The 16,990-nt window shown below is 45.8% G+C and carries 13 protein-coding genes; 5 read left to right on the top strand and 8 right to left on the bottom strand.

Annotation, left to right across the window (positions count from 1 at the left end; genetic code table 11):
• Positions 1-70: 70 nt before the first annotated feature.
• Complete coding sequence (cmk, locus tag VL525_RS02540) at positions 71-751, top strand: (d)CMP kinase (protein WP_325382981.1); 681 nt, start codon at positions 71-73, stop codon at positions 749-751.
• A gap of 108 nt (positions 752-859) precedes the next feature.
• Here cmk and VL525_RS02535 read toward each other — a convergent pair whose 3' ends face one another.
• On the bottom strand, positions 860-1,315 hold the full coding sequence (locus VL525_RS02535) for a dCMP deaminase family protein (RefSeq protein ID WP_325382979.1): 456 nt from the start codon (positions 1,313-1,315) through the stop codon (positions 860-862).
• A gap of 85 nt (positions 1,316-1,400) precedes the next feature.
• On the bottom strand, positions 1,401-3,011 hold the full coding sequence (locus VL525_RS02530; protein WP_325382977.1) for an MFS transporter: 1,611 nt from the start codon (positions 3,009-3,011) through the stop codon (positions 1,401-1,403).
• A gap of 176 nt (positions 3,012-3,187) precedes the next feature.
• On the opposite strand from VL525_RS02530, the gene VL525_RS02525 reads away from it, so the two are divergent.
• Positions 3,188-3,841, top strand: a complete 654-nt coding sequence (locus VL525_RS02525; protein ID WP_325382975.1) for a LysE family translocator — start codon at positions 3,188-3,190, stop codon at positions 3,839-3,841.
• Between the two features lie 63 nt (positions 3,842-3,904).
• On the opposite strand, the gene VL525_RS02520 is transcribed toward VL525_RS02525, so the two are convergent.
• The gene (locus VL525_RS02520) at positions 3,905-5,812 is read right to left on the bottom strand and encodes a class II glutamine amidotransferase (RefSeq protein WP_325382973.1); all 1,908 of its coding nucleotides are present in this window, start codon (positions 5,810-5,812) and stop codon (positions 3,905-3,907) included.
• A 227-nt stretch (positions 5,813-6,039) separates the two neighbouring features.
• Between VL525_RS02520 and VL525_RS02515 the strand changes: the two genes are divergently transcribed.
• The gene (locus tag VL525_RS02515; protein ID WP_325382971.1) at positions 6,040-6,894 is read left to right on the top strand and encodes a sugar phosphate isomerase/epimerase; all 855 of its coding nucleotides are present in this window, start codon (positions 6,040-6,042) and stop codon (positions 6,892-6,894) included.
• Position 6,895: 1 nt separating this feature from the next.
• Here VL525_RS02515 and VL525_RS02510 read toward each other — a convergent pair whose 3' ends face one another.
• Together VL525_RS02510 and VL525_RS02505 are read right to left on the bottom strand one after the other, a co-directional pair.
• Complete coding sequence (locus tag VL525_RS02510) at positions 6,896-7,330, bottom strand: nuclear transport factor 2 family protein (RefSeq protein ID WP_325382969.1); 435 nt, start codon at positions 7,328-7,330, stop codon at positions 6,896-6,898.
• A gap of 5 nt (positions 7,331-7,335) precedes the next feature.
• Positions 7,336-8,925 (bottom strand): hypothetical protein, encoded by a 1,590-nt coding sequence (locus tag VL525_RS02505; RefSeq protein WP_325382967.1) that lies wholly within the window; start codon positions 8,923-8,925, stop codon positions 7,336-7,338.
• Positions 8,926-9,115: 190 nt separating this feature from the next.
• On the opposite strand from VL525_RS02505, the gene VL525_RS02500 reads away from it, so the two are divergent.
• Complete coding sequence (locus VL525_RS02500; protein ID WP_325382965.1) at positions 9,116-10,384, top strand: Gfo/Idh/MocA family oxidoreductase; 1,269 nt, start codon at positions 9,116-9,118, stop codon at positions 10,382-10,384.
• Between the two features lie 46 nt (positions 10,385-10,430).
• On the opposite strand, the gene VL525_RS02495 is transcribed toward VL525_RS02500, so the two are convergent.
• A complete protein-coding gene (locus VL525_RS02495) occupies positions 10,431-12,404 on the bottom strand; it encodes an amidohydrolase family protein (RefSeq protein WP_325382963.1) in 1,974 nt (657 codons plus the stop codon).
• A 135-nt stretch (positions 12,405-12,539) separates the two neighbouring features.
• Here VL525_RS02495 and VL525_RS02490 point away from each other — a divergent pair, with 135 nt between their 5' ends.
• A complete protein-coding gene (locus tag VL525_RS02490; protein ID WP_325382961.1) occupies positions 12,540-13,973 on the top strand; it encodes a serine hydrolase domain-containing protein in 1,434 nt (477 codons plus the stop codon).
• A 97-nt stretch (positions 13,974-14,070) separates the two neighbouring features.
• Here the strand turns inward: VL525_RS02490 and VL525_RS02485 are convergent, their stop codons facing one another.
• Both VL525_RS02485 and VL525_RS02480 read right to left on the bottom strand, forming a co-directional pair.
• Positions 14,071-15,381 (bottom strand): ammonium transporter, encoded by a 1,311-nt coding sequence (locus VL525_RS02485; protein WP_325382959.1) that lies wholly within the window; start codon positions 15,379-15,381, stop codon positions 14,071-14,073.
• A 108-nt stretch (positions 15,382-15,489) separates the two neighbouring features.
• A complete protein-coding gene (locus tag VL525_RS02480) occupies positions 15,490-16,989 on the bottom strand; it encodes an NADH-quinone oxidoreductase subunit N (protein WP_325382957.1) in 1,500 nt (499 codons plus the stop codon).
• Between the last annotated feature and the right edge of the window lies 1 nt (position 16,990).

Here is a 16,990-nt window from a genome sequence, read left to right as displayed (position 1 = left end):
GTGCAGTTTGCATCCCCTTGACGACTGAAAACTGCGCACTGCAAACTAATTTTTGTATTTTAGCCCTTCAATGAGCAGTAATATTGTGATAGCTATCGACGGCTATTCTTCATGCGGGAAGAGCACCCTGGCTAAGGCATTGGCACAAAAGCTCCATTTCATTTACGTTGATAGCGGCGCCATGTACCGGGCGGTAACGCTTTATTTTATTCGTCATCATGTCGATCTTCATGATCATCAGCAAGTCGCCGAAGCATTAAAAAACATCCATCTTAATTTCCACTCGCGCGACTACCAGACCCATATAACGCTAAACGACGAGGAAGTATCGGAAGAGATACGCCGCATGCCTGTCTCGGACAATGTAAGCGCTGTAGCTGCATTACGCGAGGTACGCCACGAAATGGTAAAGCAGCAGCAGCGAATGGGTAAATCAAAAAACATTGTAATGGACGGGCGCGACATTGGTACCACAGTTTTCCCTGATGCGCAGTTAAAGATATTTATGACCGCCGACCCCAAGGTGCGTGCCGAAAGAAGATATAAAGAACTACACGAAAAGAACCCTGGCATAACCTTAGAGGAGGTATTTGAAAACCTGGCCCATCGCGATTACCAGGACACCACAAGGGAAGAAAGCCCGTTAGTAAGGGCGCAGGATGCCATCATACTCGACAACACTAATATGACGCCTGATCAGCAATTAGAGTTTACGTTAAATAAGATCAAGTCATTGCTCGATCCGGAGTAGAGAGGATTTCACCGAATCAGCCGCTTCACCCTAAATCCCTCTGCAAAAGAGAGGGACTTTTATAATTCCATCAAAATACTAATTAACCAATCACAGGTTAACTAATCACTAATAACCAACTTTCTCCGCATTAATGCCAAACCGGTTCAGAAAATCCACGCCCTCGTCGCTTGGCAGCCCTTTATATTCAGCGTAGGAATTCAGGAAAAATACATGCTTCACCCCGGCCGAAAATATCAGCCTTGCACAAGGCAGGCATGGGGATAGGGTGGTATACAGCGTAGCGCCCTCCAGGTTAGCGCCATTTTTTACAGCGTAAAGTATCGCATTTTCTTCGGCATGCAGCGCAAGCGAACAGCTGCCCCGCGCGTCGCGCGCGCAGCCGGTTTCGGGCCATTCCTCGTCGCAATTATGGGTACCCGCCGGCGGGCCGTTATAACCGATAGAAATGATACGGGTGTCCTTGGCTAAAACGGCACCGACCTGGGCCTTTACGCAGTGGGAGCGTTTGGCCAGGTCGGTTGCCAGGTTCATGAAAATATGGTCGAAACTTAGTTTGGTCATTGTTAATCAGTGATCTGTTAATTAGTGATTAGTTGCACTTGTCAAAACTAATCACCAGTCAACTAATCGCTAATCACTACATTTTTTAGTGTCCCCCGCCTGCTTCCAGGTTATCTACGTCGATACCTTGCTTTTTTAATTCGAAGCCCGCTTTCCAGGCAAAGAAAGCAAGGTAAGCGAAGCATATTACGGGTATCACATAAGATAAATGTATACCGCTGGTATCGGCCAATATACCCTGAACCGGAGGGATAATAGAACCTCCCAGGATCATCATGATCAAAAAAGCTGAGCCCTGGCTGGTGTACTTCCCTAAGCCTGCTATTGCTAAGGCGAATATCGATGGCCACATGATTGAGCAACACAAACCGCCGCTGATAAAAGCAAATAAGCCGACGCGGCCGGTTGTCATCAATCCGACAATCATAGCTAAAGCACCGAGAATTCCGAATATCGTGAGCGTACGTACAGGTTTCTCTTGTCCTATAAAAAATCCAACGATCAAAACGGCAACGCAAACCACATAGATGTACAAATTGCTTACATCCTTTCCGCTCAGGTAATTTACTAATAATACGACACCAAAGGCGAACAACGGAACAATAACCGTCAGCACTTGTTTTATTGATTTTGAAAGATTAAACACCGAGATAGCACCCGTCCAACGGCCTATCATCAGGCTTCCCCAGTAAAGAGAAATATAAGGGGCAATTTCCGATTCTTTAAACCCGCCAAATTCAGGTGTTTTCAATAAAGCGCCCATGTTACTTTGGATGGTTACTTCCACACCTACATACGTAAATATGGCTATCATACCATAAATCAATTGCGGATAGTGCATGGCCCCCCATCCTTCATTACTTTTACTCGAGGCTGAAAGTGACGCGATCAGGGTTATTAATATAATAGCTAACGATGCATAAACAAAATATGACCTGGGTAACCCTGTTGCCTGGGTTAACGGGCCCGCAGCCAAAATTAGACAAAACGCCACAAATATCACCAGCAGGGGTAAATTTGTCTTGGTGCCTGCTTCTATTTTTTCATCGCTTGTAACCTTCGGCAGATTTGATATCCAGAAAAATATGGCCACAGCAATATATAGTCCGGCCAATATAAAATAAAGGTTATTTACCGAAGAAATATTTACGTCGGCTGCGGGGATCAATTTACTTGCACTGCCAAACAAAACAATACTTACTATAACCGGTCCAAGTAATGTACCAAAGTTATTAACCCCTCCTGCTAGGTTCAGGCGATTAGAACCAGTCTCCGGGGAGCCCAGCGCGATCACAAACGGATTAGCTGCTGTTTGCTGTAAGGAGAAGCCCAAAGCGATGATAAAAAACGCGCCGAGGATGAATCCAAACGAGCCTGAATTGATGGCCGGGACCATGATCAAGGCGCCAACAGCCGAAAGGATCAAACCGTATATAATGCCATTTTTATACCCCAATTTGTTCAAAATGTCGACTTTGGTAGCCTGGGACGCAAAATACAATACGAGCGAGCCAATAAAATATCCGCCATAAAAAGTAAAGTCAATCAGCTGAGATTCAAATTGGGTAAGATGAAAATGTGCTTTACAGAACGGGATGAAAATTCCGTTCGACGCGGCCAGAAAGCCCCAAAAGAAAAACACGGTGATGATAGTATACAGAGCCGATCCGTAACTTTTTGTTTTGTTTTGTTCCATTTGTTAGTTAGGTTGTCAGAGAGTGTTTACAAATCACTAACATAAAGATTATTTTTACAATTTGCCGCATAGTTTTTTTAAATAATAAATCCCAATTTTAACTTGGTTATTCATTATATAAAATCGCATATTCGTTCCCTGTATAGGGGGAATTTTATATTCCTAAGCCAGAATTAATGATAGAAGCTATAATTAGGGGTATTGGGATTGGGTTGGTGCTTACTTTTCTTACAGGCCCGGTTTTTTTTGCTTTGATAAAAACAAGCATCGAGAAAGGGTTTCATGCCGGGGTTTCAATGGCACTGGGTGTGGTTACCAGCGATGTAGTATTTGTGGGGGCGATATTGTTTGGGTCGCAATACTTCGATATTTCGAGCCAGGATAAACGCAATGCAGGGGTAATTGGTTGTGTTGTACTGTTTGCGCTTGGTATCTATTATATCTTCAAAAAATCAGAGGTCAATTATGATAATAAGGTCCCTTCGAAGCTAAAACGAACAGGGTATTTTTTTAAAGGCTTCCTGATGTGTATCCTTAACCCTACCCTTTTGTTTCACTGGACAGTTGTTATCGGTACCGCCAGTACGCTTTACATTTATGGGGTGCCAAATCGTTCGTTAAAGATCGCGGTGATGTTTCTTACCATATTAGTGGTTCAATTCGGGCTGGATACTACAAAAGCTTTCTATGCAAATAAACTGCGCGACCGTATATCAGTTAATTTTGTACACCGCCTAAACGAGGTTGCGGGTATAGCATTGATCATAGCCTCGCTGATACTTTTCGATAAGCTGGTTACCCATTATGTATTTGCGGCGTTCAGCACCTAGGTGAACGGTCAATAGTGAATGATGGCTTTTTGATTGACCGTTGACTACTCACAATTCACCACCTTACATATAGCCCCGCTGGTTTTTGCCTTCCATCCAGTTGACAAAAGCGCGGTTAACAACTTTGTTTCCTCCGGGCGTAGGGAAATTGCCTGAGAAATACCAGTCGCCGGTATGGTCAGGACACGCAACGTGCAAATTTTCCAGCGTCTGGTAAATCACTTTAACCTCGGCGTTTATTTCCTTTGGGGTGATGATCCGTGCAATGCGGTCAGATATCTGCTGATCGGTAAACGGCTCGTAGATCGCTTTAACGTAGTTCTCCACTTCTTCTTTAGGCAACGGCGCGGTGTCTTTACATTTTTGGTACACCCCAAGAATAACATCTTCTTTACCCGCTTCTTTCAACAGGCTGATGGCGGCTTCAAAAGCGACAAATTCGCCCATGCGCGACATATCGATACCATAACAATCCGGGAAGCGGATCTGCGGAGCTGATGAAACCACCACTATCTTTTTAGGACCAAGCCGGTCCAGGATTTTCAGGATACTTTGTTTTAAAGTAGTACCACGAACAATTGAATCGTCCAAAACCACTAATGTATCTTCACCTTTTTTTATAAGGCCATAAGTGGTATCGTACACATGGGCCACCATTTCGCTGCGGTCGGCATCCTGTGTAATAAAAGTGCGAAGCTTAACGTCTTTGATAGCGATCTTCTCGACACGCGGCGCCAGGGCAAGCACTTCGGTCAATTCCTCGTCGCTTATCTTGTCGGCCCTGTTCAACAGTTTGTCGCGCTGGTACTGCTTAATGTATTTATGCATCCCTTCTACCATGCCATAAAAAGCCACTTCGGCTGTGTTAGGGATATAAGAGAATACCGTGTTTTTAATATCCTGGTTAACCGCATCCAATATCTGCGGGCAAAGCAGGCGGCCCAATTGTTTACGTTCGCGGTAAATGGAAGCATCGCTCCCGCGCGAAAAATAGATGCGTTCGAACGAGCAGGATTTCTTTTCCAGCGGTTCAAAGAACATTTCTTCTTTTACTTTTCCACTTTTTTTAACGATCAGCGCATGGCCCGGCTGTATTTCTTTGATCTCCTCTATCGGGATATTGAAGGCAGTTTGCAGCGCAGGGCGTTCGGACGCCGCTACCACGATCTCGTCATTATAATAATAGAATGCCGGCCTGATACCGCTTGGATCGCGCATAACAAAGGCATCCCCGTGACCGAAAATGCCCGCTATGGTATACCCCCCATCCCAATTCCTGGCTGATTTCCGCAGAATTTTTGCAACATCAAGGTCTTTGGCTATCAGCTTGCTGATCTCAACATTGTTATCGTGCCCTTCCCGCTTGTATTGGTCGAACAATCCCTGGTTCTCTGTATCCAAAAAGTGCCCGATCTTTTCGAGCACAGTAATAGTATCGGCCTTTTCTTTCGGGTGCTGGCCCAGGTCGTAAAGCTGCTGCAGCAACTCATCAACATTTGTCATGTTGAAGTTACCTGCAATAACCAGGTTACGCGTTTGCCAGTTGTTCTGTCGCAAAAACGGGTGGCAGTTCTCAACACTATTCTTACCATGTGTACCGTACCGAAGGTGGCCAAGCAAAACCTCGCCGGTAAAGCTTACGTTCTGCTTTAACCATTCGGCATCGTTCATCTTCTCCGGCGTTTCCTTTTGGATATCGGCAAACTTTTTCTGGATGTATTCAAATATGTCTGCAACGGCATTGGAGGCCATTGAGCGGTGCCTGCTGATGTAGCGCTTGCCCGGTTCAATGTCAAGTTTAATGGTGGCAACACCCGCACCATCCTGGCCGCGGTTATGTTGTTTTTCCATTAAGAGATACAGTTTGTTTAAGCCATACAGCGCCGTGCCGTATTTTTTTTGGTAGTAGGAGAGCGGCTTTAACAGGCGGATGAACGCCACGCCGCATTCGTGTTTTATCTGATCACTCATGATTGGGAACGAGTCCGCAAAAGTACAATATAAATGTTGAAACTCTAAATTAACAATGTCATTAAAATGCATTAATATTAGGGCAGTGAATAGTCAATAGTGCGTAGTGAATTGTGCATGACCGGAGGCGAATAATGCATTGATTTTAACATTTCGTGTTCAAATATTGCCAGGTAAGTACGCATTTACTTTGTTATTGTTATTTTGGATGCACCAACTAACAGATTATGAAAAAGCTATTATTAGTTACAGCCTTTTTTATCGGCGCAGTTACGAGTAATTGCTGCGCGCAAAAGGGCAAACCGCTTTTTACCGCCCCTATCGGCGTACAGTCTTATACTTACCGTAACAGCTTTCCAACAGGGGTGGCGGCAACTTTGGATACCATCAAAGCGCTTGGGATAACCGAAATGGAAGGGCCCAATCCTAAAAATACCTCGCCGGAAGAATTTAAAAGGATGCTGGATGAACGGGGTATAACGATGCCGTCGCTTGGCGCCGATTATGGTGCAATAACCAAAGACCCGGAACAATTTATCAAACTGGCTAAGACCTTCGGATGCAAATATATTATGGTGGCCTGGATACCGCATGGCAAGACATTTACTATTGACGATGCGAAAAAAGCAGCGGAAGATTTTAACAGGGTTGGTAAAGTATTGGCAGAAAGCGGCATTACCTTATGCTATCACGATCATGGGTATGAATTCGGGCCCTATGAGGATGGCACTTTGTTCGATTATATCGTCAAAAATACCGACCCAAAATATGTATCCTTCGAGATGGATATGCTCTGGACCTTCCACGGCGGCGGCGACCCGGTTAAACTGCTTTATAAGTACAAGGACCGCTGGAAACTGATGCATCTGAAGGACATCCGCAAAGGTATAGCCAACGACCTGACCGGCGGCACCGATACCAGGAACGACGTAGCCTTAGGCACCGGCCAGATCGATGTTTCCAAGGTATTGAAAGCCGCGAAGGCCATCGGCATCAAACATTATTTTATCGAGGATGAAAGCCCGAACCATGCGGCACAGATTCCCGTCACGATAGCCTATATCAAAAGCCTGGAAGAATAAACTATTTAGCGCCGAGCAAGGTGACATGCGCCGCGACCGCATACCAGCGGCCATGGCGTTTTTCATAAACGTCCATATAGTTGGTGCGTACGGTATCTGTTTTGCCATTTGCTTTGATAGCTACGGTTATTTCGGCGTTGATAATACCTATATTGCCAAATAGGCGCACACTTACCGTATCAACTTTCGAGGAAAGACATTGCTGGCCGGGGGATACTACGCCTTTCAGGATGTCCTGCTTATGAAAGGTCTTGCCGGAAGGATTTGTCAAAACCAGGTCCTCGCCAAACACGCTTCCCATTTTCACAGTATCCCGGGTGACATAGGAGGCTATCCAATCAGCATTCAATTGTTTCAATGTGGCGGCGTCCTTGCTTTGTGCCAGGCAATTTTGAAATAACAAAACCCCGATAAATAACATCAATAGCCTTTTCATATATCTTATTCCATTACAATTACTTTATCACCATCCTTGCGCCGGATGGTTAGCACTCCCCCATTTGCCAATACACTCCAGCTGTACCCGGCGCCTGTAGCAGCTTCCTGCATAGGCTTGTCATTCAATAACACCTGCGATGGTTTGGCCTTCATCCTGATCTCTTCGGTTCCTTCGCTATCAAAGGCCCGGTAAAATAATCGGACTTTATTGGTATCCGCATTGAAATTGAGATAGATAAATTTCTTGAAAAAGCCTTTATAATCCACCTGCTGGATCACAGAGGTGCTTGAAAGGATATGATCCTGCGCCGGGGCGAGCGACGGATAAGTAGCCATAGCCCTCAAATAGTGCCGTACGTAATCGCCGTAGCCATCGGTTAGCCAGGGTTCATCAAAAGGAAAACAATTTTTTCCATCTACATCAACCGAATAAGTGGCCCAATTCAGTTCGAGCAATGCATTCTTATAAAAGCTGGTGTCGCCGGAAAGTTTAGTATACAACAACTCATCTGCCGCCTGCCTTGAACAATGGCTATTGCCCGGAACCGGGTAAACCGTTTGCTCTTTGGTGACGATAACTCCGTATTTTTTCCAGCGGTCATCGCCAAAGTTCTTATGTACCCAATTGATAATATTTTTAACATCGGTTTTCCATTCGGGAAAGTATTGCGGGTGTTCCATCATAAACCGGGCACAGGTCATAGCGTTGATCTGCGTTTCGCTCCATATACCCACATCTTCAAAAAACGGGCCCCATTTGTTGGTTTTTGCGGGATATTTCCTTATCCACTTAACTATTTTATCCGCCGCAATTTTATACGACGCCACATTACCTTTTTTCAATTCCGCCAAATCCCAAAATAGCTGCACCGTTGGCGTAAGGTTGCTGGTATAGCAAGCGGTATCTTTTGAATTGCCTTCCAGTTTACCCGTGGTGTTCAACAGAACGGTTTTGCCTGTAAACACATTAACCTTAAACGGCAATGGCGAATGCTCGTTATTACCTGCCCTGACGTTCGGCGCAAGTGTGTTGGCGATCTTGATGGCTGCGTCGAGAAACATGGGATCACCTTTGATCTTGTAAAGATGTACCAGTTCTAAGCCTAACGAGCCTGCCTTATCCAACTGCGCAACGTCTTTGCCATTGCGCATATCGCCGTCGTATATGCCCGAATAGATCAATGTATTATAAGGGAACGGGATGTTCGGCCATTTACAATTAGCAGGCGACAAGCCATGGGTAAGGTAATAGCCTGCAAGAAAACACATGTTCTCCTTAACATTTTCATCGCCGGTGTAAGCGTACCAAAGCCGCCACGACGACATGGCCATCATTAACTGGTCGCCGCCTATGCCGCGCGGGTCGTCAAAATTGGCGTTCCAAACCTGGTGGTTCATATAATACGGCAGGCCGTTCATATCCCGCCGCATATTGAACCAAAAATTCCAGATGGTATGCAGGTTATGGTCAAAAGCTATTGCAGGGTCGTCGTTATACCAGGGTACGATATTGCCGCCCTTGTCTGTTTTTATAGGATGATAGATCAGCATTTCTGCCTGTTGGGCAAGCAAACATCCCGTTGCAAAAGACATTATTACTGTGAAGAAGATAAATTTCCGGATCATGGTTCTTTTGAAAGGCAATAAGTAATTGGTTTGATAAAGTTAAAAACAATTAGGAGATACAGGTAAAAGCATGATACTTTCTGAAACCACATAATTGTTACACAGCGAATAGGATTTTGCACTATATTTATTTTATCCATAACCGGTTATCGTAATTATGAAAAAAGAACAAGAAAACCCCAACGCTATTAACAGGCGGCAATTTTTAACAAAGGCTTCTGTGCTATCTGCCGCGGTTATCCTGCCACGGTACGTAATAGGCTGCAAAGCCATGGCATCGCCGGGCGACCAAATAACCCTCGGTTTTATTGGCACCGGCAAACAGGCAATGGGCCTGCAGGATGCATTTCTGAAAACAGGGGAAGTAAGGATTTTGGCCGCGGCCGACGTATATGAGAGCAAACTCAAGTTATTCGCCAGCAAGTTGACTGGCTGCGACATGTATGCTGATTTCAGAAAAATACTCGACCGTAAGGATATCAACGCCGTTGTAATAGCCACGCCCGATCACTGGCATGCCGCTATAGCCGTTATGGCCGCTAAAGCCGGCAAAGATATTTATTGCGAGAAGCCATTGTCGCTAACTATTAAAGAGGGGCGCGCTATGGTAAAAGCGGCAAGGGAGCATAAAAGGGTCTTTCAAACCGGCAGTATGCAGCGTTCGTGGCCCGAATTCAGGCAGGCGGTTGAACTGGTGCGGAACGGCTATATCGGCGAGATCAAAACAGTAAGAGTTAACGTAGGTCCGCCGCCCATACCTTACAACCTTCCGCAGGAACCCATGCCCGCAGGATTGAACTGGGACATGTGGCTGGGGCCGAATGTAACGCCGCAGGTGTTTAACCATAACCTGGCACCCGGCTTAACTGATGATTTTTGGGCGCATTGGCGCGATTACAGGGAATTTGGCGGCGGCGGCATGACCGATTGGGGAGCACACATGTTCGATATCGCGCAATGGGGATTGGATATGGATAGCAGTGGCCCGGTAATGATAACGCCGCCCGATAAGGACCATAAATTCCTTACCTATCAATATGCAAACGGTATTACCATGACCCACGAGCCTGAGGGCAACCAGGGCGTAACCTTTGTAGGTACCAAAGGCGACATTCATGTGGTTCGCGGCAAACTGGAAACCAACCCCGGATCGTTACTTAATCAAACTATCGGGGATAATGAAAAGCATGTTTACCACAGCGATGATCACTATAAAGACTTTCTGCAGGCTATCCGCAAGCGCAGCAAACCCATTGCCGATGTGGAAATAGGCCATCGCACAGCTACGGTTTGTAACCTGGGCAATATAGCTTATGAGCTAAATCGCCCGCTAAAATGGGACCCGGCAAAAGAAGTTTTTCTTAATGACGACGAGGCGAACAAGTTGACCGGCAGGGAAATGAAGAAAGAATGGAATGTGTTATAAGCCTCACCCCAGCCCCTCTCCAAAGGAGAGGGGCTTAGAGTAGTTGTTATTTACTAAATCCTACCAGTTTATGCAGCGGCCCGGGTTCATAAATATGCCCGGCTTTTATCACCGTTGTTACGTTACGGATATCTCTTATATTTTTTATCGGGTCACCATCCACAATAATCAGATCGGCTTGTTTGCCTTCTTCTATCGAGCCGCTGTTTTTATCCAGTTTCATCACCCTGGCCGGTGTTATGGTGGCGGTTTGTATGGCATCGGCCGGCGTAAGCCCTGCTTGTACATATAGTTCCAATTCACGCGCTACGCTAAAGCCGGGGAAACCCTGGTCGGTGCCGGCTACAACAGTTACACCTGCCTCATGCAGCTTTTTCACGATGGTTACCATGCTTTGATAGAGCGGTTCAAGTTGTTTGGACTGTGCCGGTTCCATGCCAAAATTCTTTAACAAAGCCTTCAAAGGGACGGGCAGGGTGTTGAAAGCAGGTTCGATCTGGGTGATATCATCCTTTACATTCCGGAAGCTCAGCTCAAAAACACCAACTGTCGGATCGATGACCGTATGATGCTGTTTGATGAATTCGATCGCGGCTTTACTTACCGAATCCTCAAAATTAACAGAACGGTCTTTATTACGCTTCATAATGGAATACACATACTGTACGTGGTTCACCATATCCATTCCCGAATCGACACCCGCTCTCAGCGTCATTCCGTTAGGAATATGCCCGGTAACTGTTAAACCCTGTTTATGCGCCTCGTCGCAGATAGCTTTTACTATCGCCGGTTTTACCGAGCTGTATATCTTTATCTGGGCAAAATCATTATTCTTATACCGGTCTACCGCTGCTATGGCTTCTTCTTTCGTGTCCGCCTGGATAATGCCCAGCGCCATTGGCCCTTTGCCGTCGATGATCCCCGCTTTCAATATCAGCGGACCAACACCTTTTCCACCATCGATGGAGGTCTTAATCGCATTTATAAAGTCGAATTCGTTGCCGCAATCGCGAACAGTGGTTACACCGGCAGCAAGATAAGCCGGCCCCCATTCGGCCTGTTCAAAGTGGGCATGCATGTCCCACAAACCCGGAAATATCATTTTCCCTTTGGCATCGATCACTTTTGCACCGGCAGGCACCTGTACCCAGCCCGTTTTTCCTATCTTTTTAATAACACCGTCTTCAATAACGACCACCGCGTCGGGTATCGGCTTCTCATTCACTACATCGTACACCGTCCCGCCTGTTATCACTATCAGTTTATCGGCCTTGCTGCCCAATGAAGCTGATTTGGTAAAAAGGCGCATGCTATAAGTAGCCGTTTTACCTATCAGCGTGGGCAATAGATCTTCATACGCTTCGCGCATTGCTTCAAACTTGTCAAACTCTGCGTCGTTTTCTATAACAGCTATTACCTGCCCTTGCTTATCTGTCCACACAAATACATTTCCCCAAATCAACCCGCCTATCGTATAACGTTCCAGCATCAGCGGCTTTCCGGCAAAGGTTAGCGTGTCAGACCCGTCGCGCCTGATCTGCACCGAGCCAACGGGCAAAATATCTATACTCGCAGGTTCGTGGTGCTTCTTCCAGTATTGGATCAATACCTGCTGACCGATAATCGGCGCGTAACCCGCGACCGGGAAGGTAAGCGGTTTTATTTTTTGATCGTGAACCGAATCATCTACCTGGATATGCGCCTCGCCATTTGCGATATTTATCTTGTCGTTAATAGTGGAAAAACGGGAGAACTGCCCTTTGATATTGAATTCCAGTGGTTCCAACGCCGGTGTTACTTTTAATTCCGCTTTAAATGGCACGGGAGAGCCGCGATCCGTAAATTTAAAATCGGAGGTATAGGTTACAGCGTCCTTGCTTTTACTGACGTGGTAAGTTTCCTTCCCAATGTGCTGCTGGAATTTATGCAGTAGAAATACACCGCTATCCACGCTTCCCCCCAGGGCGTAAGCACCTAAACAAAAACTTGATAACGAAATAAAAAGTAAGGTCTTTTTCATTGCTGTGAGATAAAATACTGATTGTAAATTTATTATTAATTTCCAATCCGGCTAAAATAAACCAGGCAATTAAACCATTTTGAAATTTATCGTCTAAAAATCCGGTACCCCACCGTCAACCGATCCTGCAACACTATGAAAAAACTTATCCTATTTGCATTTGTCATTTTTATCATTCAACCTTCATCGGCCCAGCTAAACATCAAAAGGCCCGATGGCGGTTCGATGACGGCGTCGTCTATCGACAGAATAGTACACAAACTGATGGACACCGCCGAAGTCACCGGTTTGTGTATCGGTATCATCAACAATAACCAGCCTGTTGATGTAAAAGCATATGGTTACGCCAACAAGGCAACCGGCCAAAAGAATGATACTGCGACAAACTTCTACGCGGCATCGCTATCGAAAGCGTTGTTTGCTTATACCGTTGTTCAGCTGGCGCAGGATGGGGTGATCGACCTTGATAAGCCATTATATACTTATCTTCCCAAGCCCCTGCCAGATTATGAGGCCTACAAAGAATTGGCCGGAGACGAACGATGGAAATTAATAACTGCGCGCGATTGCCTGCGGCATACAACGGGATTCCCTAACTGGCGGAGTACGGAGCCGAACGGCTCTCCTAAGATGGGTATCTACTTCAGGCCGGGAAGTCATTATGCTTATTCGGGCGAAGGGATACAGTTGCTGCAGATGGTGATCGAGGCCATCACGCGCCGCAGCCTCGAGGACATTGCCCGCGAAAAAATATTCGTCCCATTCGGTATGACCAAAAGCAGTTACCTATGGCAACCCCGGTTTGAAAATGATTTTGCTGTGGGGCACAACATCGCGGAAGACACGATACATAAGGATAGGTATAAGAATGTTTATGCAGCAGGGTCGATGGAAACGACCATTGCCGACTATACACGTTTTATCTCCGCCGTGCTGCAGCATAAAAAGCTTACTGATAAATACTGGAACCAGATATTTTCGCCGCAGATAGTGATTAATTCGAAGACACAGATGTTTTCGCTCGATACCACTTCGATAGCGGATAACAGCAAAATACAATTAGCCTACGGCCTGGGCTGGGGGCTTTTTCAAACACCTTACGGGCGCGCATTTTTTAAGGAAGGACATGGCTTTGGATGGCAACATTATATGATCGCCATTCCGCAACAAAAAACAGCCCTGATCATTATGAGCAACAGTGATAATGCCGAAAGCATTTTTACCGAACTAGTCCAAAAGCTAACCGGTGTAACCATCCCTTATGAATGGGAAAGTTACCATGCTTACCGCGGTACAACTAAACTAACTGACGAGCAATTAAAACAATTTACCGGAGTATGGCACAATGAACGATATGATGCCACTATTAGCCTGGTAAATGGTAAACTGAAAGTAGAGGCGCCGAAAGTTGGGTTACCACCAACGAACATTTACCCCCAAAACGATCACCATTTATTTTTGAAGATAATGGAAGCCGATTTTGAATTTGTGAAGGGGCCGAATGGAAAATTTGACAAAGCGGTTGCGGATGATGAAGGGGAACATTATGAACTGACCAGGGTGAAATGATACAATGTAGAGACGCAAGATTTTGCGTCTCCCACCACAGGCGAGGATCCTTTCGTAGAGAGACGCAAAATCTTGCGTCTCTACAAAAAAATTCAAATTATAATTTTTCGCCGTGCTGGCTTATATCCAGTCCGATAGTTTCTTCTTCAGGCGACACACGTAGCGGCGAGATCATATCTGTTATTTTCAACAACAACAAAGAACCAAAGAAAGAAAATACCGACGCGACAACCAGGGCAATACATTGAACAAAGAATAAGTGCGTATGACCAAAGAATAAGCCGTTGCCGGTTACGTTGGCTGCATTTACGTTCTGATGGGCGAACACGCCGGTAAGCAGCATACCCACCATACCACCGACACCGTGGCAGGGGAACACATCCAGCGTGTCGTCGATTGAAGTGCGGGTGCGCCATTCAACCACCAGGTTACTAACAACCGCGGAAATAATACCAATTGCCAGCGAATGCGGTATCGACACAAAACCGGCCGCCGGCGTAATGGCTACCAAACCAACCACCGCGCCTATACAGGTGCCCATGGCCGAAGGTTTTTTGCCACGCAGCATATCGAAAAATATCCAGGTTAAGCCTGCCGCTGCTGAGGCAGTAGTGCTTGTTGCCAGCGCGTTCACCGCCAAATGATTGGCCCCAAACGCTGAACCGGCGTTAAACCCAAACCACCCGAACCACAGCAAGCCAGTACCGATGATAACATAAGTAACGCGTGCCGGGGCGTGATTAGCTTCGCTGCGCCCTTTGAGGTAAATGGCCGACGCAAGCGCAGCCCATCCTGCCGACATGTGTACAACCGTTCCGCCCGCAAAATCAAGTACGCCTAATTTTGCCAGTATACCATCCGGATGCCAGGTGGAATGCGCCAATGGAGAAAAGATGAATATCGAGAATAAGCAAAGGAATATGATGTAACTGTTAAAGCGTATGCGTTCGGCAAAGGCGCCGGTGATCAGCGCGGGAGTTATAATGGCGAATTTTAGCTGATACATGGCAAAAAGCAATAATGGAATGGTTGGCGCCAGTTTCCACGTAGCGTTACCCAGCATACCCTTCATCATGAAGTAGGTAGATGGGTTACCGATTATTCCCCCGATAGAATCGCCGAAGGCAAGACTAAAACCAAAAATACCCCACATTACTGTTATAATTACCATACAGATAACACTCTGAAGCATGGTGGAGATCACATTTTTCTTGTTCACCATACCGCCGTAAAAGAAGGCCAGGCCGGGCGTCATGATCAAAACCAACGCGGTCGACATCAGCATCCAGGCTATGTCGCCGGTGTCAAATTTTGGATTGCCGGCTACATTGTGAAGATCGACGGAAGGAAAGATAAAAGTTAAGACCAGTACGCCTGTTATAAGCAGGAAGGGAAAATAACGTTTCATAATTTGGTTAAGTAATCGGTTTATATTGCAGCTTGCAAATTACTATTTTTTCCAAAAAATGACCAATTTGTTTAAAATTTTATAAGAATATTCATTTTATTTTGATAATTACAAATTTTTAAGCAAAATATCCGGGAAAAAGCCCAAATAAATAACCAATATTGTAATTATTGCAACACTTGCCAGCAAATACTTGTTTGGAGAAGCAAAACCGGCGCTCCTTTCTGTTTTACGAAGGAATAAGTTGAGCGGAATTTTAATATAATAGAACAAAGAGACTACAGTTGTAACGGCGCCGGTTATCATTAATAACAATGTCCAGATATAATGGCTTTGCTGGTAGGCCGAATATGCCGCCGAAAAAACAACCAGTTTTCCGTTAAACCCTGCTGTAAGCGGTATTCCTGTCAGTGATATCAACAGGATAACAAATAATACCCCGGCAAGGGGATATTTAAATCCAAGCCCTTTGTAGCTGGTCATGTCTTCGGCCTTTGCCGCATCCGCAAAATAAGTTGCCAGCATCCAAGTGCCAATGCTTGCGAGTGAGTAAGCCACCAGGTAAAAAGACAGGGCAGTTTTTCCCGCATCGTTAAAGGCTGCGAGCGCCATCAAGGCAAACCCGGTATGCCCGATGCTGGAATAAGCCAGCATTCGTTTGACATTATTTTGAAGCACGGCGGCAAAATTACCCGCAACCATGGTAACAATGCCTGCTGCCGATAGCGCCAATTTAAAATCGTGCATATCCCATTTGGGATAATACAGGAACGGGATAAAGAAATTGATAAGCAGGCAAAAAGTAGCAATTTTGGGCACGGTAGATAAGAACGCCGAGACCGGCGTAGGCGCGCCCTGGTAAATATCGGGCACCCAAAAATGCATAGGAACGAACGACAATTTAAAGCCGACACCCACAAACACCAAAGCAAATGCCAAAGAAACCGCCATTGCGTTAGTGTGTAACAGGCCCGGCAACATATTACCGGTCAGCAGGTTCAATGACCCGGTGAAACCGTACAGCAGTGATATACCATACAACATAACAGCTGAAGATGCCGCGCCAAAAAGCACGTACTTTAAGCCAGCCTCGCTGCTCAGTTTGTTTTCCGTATGATAGGCCACCATTAAATATGATGCAATGGAGACCATCTCGATAGACAAGTAGATCGATAACAGGTTTATGGACATTGCCATTAAATGCAGACCAAGAATAGCAGCAATAGCGATGGCGTACAAACCTGACAATTTTTTGGTGTGCGACCGCAGCTCGTCGTCCCATTCAAAGTACAGCAAAAGTATAATGGAGAAAATATCAATAAGCGCCTTAAAGGTTACCGATGTACGGTGCAGCAACAGCATCTCGTTAAAAAACGGGAAGCCATTGTTCACTACGAGCCCGAATTGCTGAAGATCCTTTATAAGGACAACGACCAGCCCAGCGCACGCTAATATCCTGCATAACCAGCCCGAGTTTTTACCGAACAAAATATCGGTTACCAGTATCACCAGGAATAGCCCTGACAGGTATAGCTCTGGTATCAGCAAAGTAATGCCATCTAACACCTGGTTCAACTGGCCGGGAAGGAATGGTAACAGATCGTGCATA

The sequence above is a fragment of the Mucilaginibacter sp. genome, from assembly GCF_035492695.1.
GTDB lineage: Bacteria > Bacteroidota > Bacteroidia > Sphingobacteriales > Sphingobacteriaceae > Mucilaginibacter.
Note: the sequence above shows the minus strand (reverse complement) of the source record. Positions and strands in the feature narration are given on the sequence as shown.